The following is a 5,412-nucleotide window of genomic DNA, read 5'->3' as shown; positions in this document are numbered from 1 at the left end:
TTGCCTCACCTCTTTCGCACAGGTTCAGGCACCGACTGGGCATCAGAATTGCTGCGCCCTATCCGGCGCGAGTCACCCCTCTACCGCTTGCGGGAGAGGGGCTGGGGGTGAGGGATGTGTCAGGCCGGTGCGCAGGTCTGAAAGACCCGTGCTAGACACTTCTGTTCGGTATTGCAACAGCTAACGCAGACATAGCCAATTCCTTCGCCAAGGGGCACGCAGTGCCCCGGGAATTTGCCCGGCAGGCCGGCGGCCTGCATAGCGAATGAATTCGCCCCCACAAGAGAAATGCGGCTGAGTGGAATTCAGATCAACCCTGAGCCTGCTTCGTCTTCTTCCTCGACTATCAGCCGCGAGATACCGCCCAGGGCCTCGCGTGCCTGGTTCCGGCTGAGCAGCTTGGACTGCGCCGCTGGCGGCAGGTCGGTGATGCGAATGACGCCCTTGGTCATCAGCACCGTGATCAGGTCGTCGAGCACGCGGATCATGTCCAGGTCGCTCTGCTTGAGCTGAATCAGGCTGCTCTGCATCGCCAGGTTGGCGTACCAGGCCTGGATCTCCTGGTCGTCGGCGGGCAGGGTTCCGGTCATTTCATCGAACCCGGCCGCTTCGACGCGAACCAGTCTTCCTTCTTCGTCGCGCTGGATGTAGAGCATGGGGAGCCTCCCTTCAGGACTGCCGCGAGCATGAGGGCAGACGACCCCGGTCCGCAACCACTGGAGCGATTGCGGACAGGGTGATCATCAACTGTGGTCGACCTTGATGGTCGGGTCAGCGCCGGCGATCAGAGAGTTGATGGAGGACCCGCCGAGCTGCGCGGCCGCCCCTTCCAGGGTGATGCTCAGGTCGGCGTGGCTGGCGGCACTGCCACCATCGTTCAGATGGCCGTCCTTGCTCACCAGGAGGGTGGCGTTGCCGGTGCCCGAGTCGACGATCAGCTTGAGGAAGTTGTCGATGGTGCTGGTGGTTTCCCCTTGCAGCAGGTCGCTCAGTTTCAGGCGATCGTCCTGGCTGGTATTGAAGTCCTTCACGACATCCAGGTCCGGGCTGCCCGCCGAGCCGGCGTCGCCGGCCTTCCAGACGAAGCTGTCGGCGCCGCTGCCGCCGGTCAGGGTATCGCTGCCCTTGCCCCCGGTGAGGATGTCATCACCGACACCTCCGAGCAGGTTGTTGGCACCGTTACCGCCGCCCAGGGCGGAATCGTTGGACCCTGCCTGGATGGTGTCGTCCGAGTCGAAGGTGATCTGCAGCGACTGGGTGGCGGTGCTGTCGCCGTCCCCGTCGGTTGCCTTGACGCCGAGGCTGATCCGCTGGTCGTACGCTTCGGTTTGCCCGGTGATGGAACTGATGAGCAGCTTGTAGGAGGTACTGGCGCCGGCACCGAAATGGACCGTGCTGAACTCGTATTCGCCGCTGTTGAGCTTGCTGGCGTCGATGGTGAAGGAGGTGGTGCCGCTCGACACGCCGTACACCGTGCCGCTGCCGACGGCATTGCCGGCCATGTCGAAGGCGGTCCAGGTGAGACTCTCGCCGGTGCCGAGCTTGTCGGTGGTCACCGAGACGGCGGTCATGTCGGTGGCCTGATTGGTGCTCTTGTCGATGAAGGTGAAGGAGAGCAGGTCTCCAGTATCGATCGATTGGCCGGAGCCGACACCGAAGCTGTTGTTGCTGGTGTTCACCGTGTCGGCTACACCGTTGGTGGTTGCCGTGGCCTGGAGAGAAAAGCGGCTTCCGGTGCCCAGATCATAGGAGCCGGAGTTGCCGCCGGAGAGGTCGAAGCTCGTGAAGGTCGAAGAGGGTGAGTCCAGGCTGACGAAGTTGGTGATCTGATACTGGCCACTGGCCGGATCGGCAGTGATCTTGAACACTTCTGTTCCATCCGCGCTGACCGCGGTCAAGGAGTTGGCTCCCGCCACGTAATGCAGCTTGCTGCCCTGGTAGGTGATGTAGCTTGACGAGCTGTTCACGCTTCCGTCTTTGTTCAAGGTCGTACTCAGGATATTGCCGCTGGCATCGACGGAAACACCTGTCGTCGTGGTGAACTGCACGGAAGCGCCGTTGATGTCGGCACCTGTCGACAGGTTGAGATCGCCTATGGCCGTCGCTCCCGAACTGTCGAGCAGGATGGCTTGCATCGGGGTTGCGAGGAGCGGGGCGTCGTCTTCGATCCTCACTTGCAGGGCCGAGCTGATGGAAGTCTGGCCATCGCTTGCCGTCACGCCCACCGAGAAGCTGAGCACATCCTCCGCATTCGCCTGCAAATGATCCACCTGACCGAGCAGGGTCACCAGGTAGGCCCCTGTACTGGTGATACTGACGGTCATGATCGGATTGCCGCCGGCACTTGCGCTTAGCGTTGAAGTGCCATTGCCCGACCAGGTGAGGGGGATTCCATTCGACGTCAGATTGGTCGTCGGCGCCGTAAGGGTCACTGAAAGGCTCTGGCCGTCGACATCGCTGATTGCGAAGGTGCCGCTGGCGACCAGTGCGTTGCTGACATCCGTTGGCGAACCGGTGGTGTCCGGCAAACCATTGACCAGACCTTCCTCCGAGACGTTGGCGATCAGATTCACGGCGGCGAACACCGGACCGTCGTTGGTGCCCGTGACCGTGATGGTGATGGTTGCCGGAGCGCTGGTTGCGCCATCGTTGTCGGTCGCGGTGTAGGTGAAGTTCAGGGTGCGGCTTTCACCCGCGGCAAGATGGTCGAAGTCGCTGCCCGGGTTGAACGTGTAGGAGCCGTTGCCGTTGAAGGTCAGCGTGCCATTGCCAGCGCCGGGGCCGCTGACCAGCGCGTAACTGCTGATGGTGCCGTCGGTGTCGCTGGCCGCGGGGACTGCACTCTGCAGTACGGTGTTTTCCCCGGTGCTGGCATTGCTGTCCATGGCGACCGGTGCATCGTTGGCCGAAGCCACGGTGATGGCGCCGGTGGCCGGGCTGCCGTCCTCCAGGCCTTGGTTATCCACAGAGGCGTACTGGAAGGTCGTAGTGCCATTCCAGTTGGCGTTCGGCACGAAGGTGATGCTGGCGCCATTAGCGGTGGCGGGTACTTCGGAGCCTATGGCCAGCGCCACGCCATTCAGCAGCAGGGTGCCATTGGATGGCAGCGACTTGATCACGAAGTGATCGACGTTGCCATCGAGGTCCGAACCGCTCAGCGCGACCGGAATACCGGCCGAATCTTCGTTGCCGGAGCCCGAAGTTGCAGCGGTTTCCGGGGCATCGTTAACCGAAGCCACAGTGATGGTGCCGGTGGCCGGGGTGTTGTCTTCCAGACCCTGGTTATCCACCGAGGCGTATTGGAAATTGGTGGAGCCGTTCCAGTTTGCATTGGGGACGAAGGTGATGCTGGCGCCGTTGGCGGTGGCGGGTACTTCGGAGCCTATGGCCAGCGCGACGCCGTTGAGGAACAGGGTGCCATTGGCCGGCAGCGACTTGATGATGAAGTGGTCGACACTGCCATCGAGGTCCGAGCCGCTAAGCGCTACCGGAATGCCGGCGGAGTCTTCGTTGCCAGTGCCGGAAGTCGTAGCCGTCTCCGGCGCATCGTTGACCGACGCGACCGTGATGGTGCCGGTGGCCGGGGTGCTGTCTTCCAGGCCCTGGTTGTCCACCGAGGCGTACTGGAAGCTGGTCGAACCGTTCCAATTGGCGTTGGGTACGAAGGTGATGCTGGCACCGTTGCCAGTGGCCGGGACGCTGTCACCGAGGGCCAGCACCACGCCATTCAGCAGCAGCGTGCCATTGGCCGGCAGGGATTTGATGATGAAGTGGTCGACGCTGCCGTCGAGATCACTGCCACTAAGGGCGACAGGGATGCCAGCGGCGTCCTCATTGCCAGAGGCAGAGGCCGCAGCGGTTTCCGGTGCGTCGTTGACCGAAGCCACGGTGATGGTGCCGGTGGCCGGGCTGCTGTCTTCCAGGCCCTGGTTATCCACAGAGGCGTACTGGAAGCTGGTGGAGCCGTTCCAGTTGGCATCGGGCACGAAGGTGACGGTCGCGCCATTGCCACTGGCCGGCACGCTGTCGCCGATATTCAGCGCGACGCCATTCAGCATCAGCGTGCCATTGGCCGGCAGTGACTTGATCACGAAGCTGGCGACGTTGCCGTCGACATCGCTGCCGCCGAGGGCCACGGGAATGCCGGCGGAATCCTCGCTTCCGGCGCCGGACGCGGTATTGGTTTCGGGGGCATCGTTGACCGGCGCCACATTGCCGAAGCTCAGCTCGGCGGTATCGGTCAGGCTGCCGTCGCTGAGGGTGTAGGCCGCGGTCGGAACCGCTCCGTTGTAGTTCAGCACCGGAGTGAAGGTGTAGCTGCCGTTGGCATTGATCACCAGCGAGCCGACGCCGTTGATCAATGCGGCCTGGCCAGCCTGGTAGGTGCTGCCGCCGATGCTGAACTGGGTGACGGAGAGGCTATCGCCGTCGACATCGCTGTCGTTGCTCAGCACGTTGCCGGATACCGGGGTGCCCTCGGTGACTGCAATCGGGCCGTCGTTGACGGCGTTCGGCGCATCGTTGACCGACGCCACGGTGATAGTTCCGGTGGCCGGGCTGCTGTCTTCCAGACCCTGGTTATCCACAGAGGCGTACTGGAAGCTGGTGGTGCCATTCCAGTTGGCGTTCGGCACGAAGGTGATGGTCGCGCCATTGCCGCTGGCCGGCACGCTGTCGCCGATGGCCAGCGCGGCGCCATTCAGCAGCAGCGTGCCGTTGGCCGGCAGTGACTTGATCACGAAGTTGGCGACTGTGCCGTCGACATCGCTGCCACTGAGGGCCACCGGAATGCCAGGCGCGTCTTCATCGCCGGAGGAAGAGTTAATAGCTGTTTCCGGCGCGTCGTTGACCGAGGCGACGGTGATGGTGCCGGTGGCCGGGCTGCTGTCTTCCAGGCCCTGGTTGTCCACCGAGGCGTACTGGAAGCTGGTGGTGCCATTCCAGTTGGCGTTCGGAACGAAAGTGATCGAGGCGCCATTGGCAGTGGCCGCGACGCTGTCGCCGATGACCAGCGCCACGCCGTTGAGCAGCAAGGTGCCATTGGCCGATAGGGATTTGATGACGAAGTGGTCGACGTTGCCGTCGACGTCGCTGCCGCTCAGGGCCACCGGAATGCCGGCCGAGTCTTCGTTGCCAGTGCCGGAAGTCGTAGCCGTCTCCGGCGCATCGTTGACCGAGGCGACGGTGATGGTGCCTGTAGCCGGGCTGCCGTCCTCCAGGCCCTGGTTGTCCACCGAGGCGTACTGGAAGCTGGTAGTGCCATTCCAGTTGGCATTCGGCACGAAAGTGATGGATGCACCATTGCCAGTGGCCGGGACGCTGTCGCCGAGGGCCAGCGCGACGCCATTCAGCAGCAAGGTGCCATTGGCCGATAGGGATTTGATGACGAAGTGGTCGACGTTGCCGTCGACG

The 5,412-nt window shown here is 63.2% G+C and carries 2 protein-coding genes; both read right to left on the bottom strand.

What is annotated here, in order from left to right; genetic code table 11:
• Positions 1-305 precede the first annotated feature (305 nt).
• Positions 306-656, bottom strand: coding sequence for a tryptophan synthase subunit beta (locus E8F11_RS05835; protein ID WP_280287871.1), 351 nt, complete (start codon positions 654-656; stop codon positions 306-308).
• 87 nt (positions 657-743) lie between these two features.
• On the bottom strand, positions 744-5,412 hold a 4,669-nt coding region (locus E8F11_RS05830; protein ID WP_280287869.1), incomplete at its 5' end, for an Ig-like domain-containing protein.

Source organism: Pseudomonas sp. BN417 (genome assembly GCF_029871205.1).
GTDB lineage: Bacteria > Pseudomonadota > Gammaproteobacteria > Pseudomonadales > Pseudomonadaceae > Metapseudomonas.
Note: the sequence above shows the minus strand (reverse complement) of the source record. Positions and strands in the feature narration are given on the sequence as shown.

Excerpts from the sequence above, each read along its gene's own strand:
- E8F11_RS05835 (WP_280287871.1), bottom strand. The coding sequence starts at position 656 with ATGCTCTACATCCAGCGCGACGAAGAAGGAAGACTGGTTCGCGTCGAA.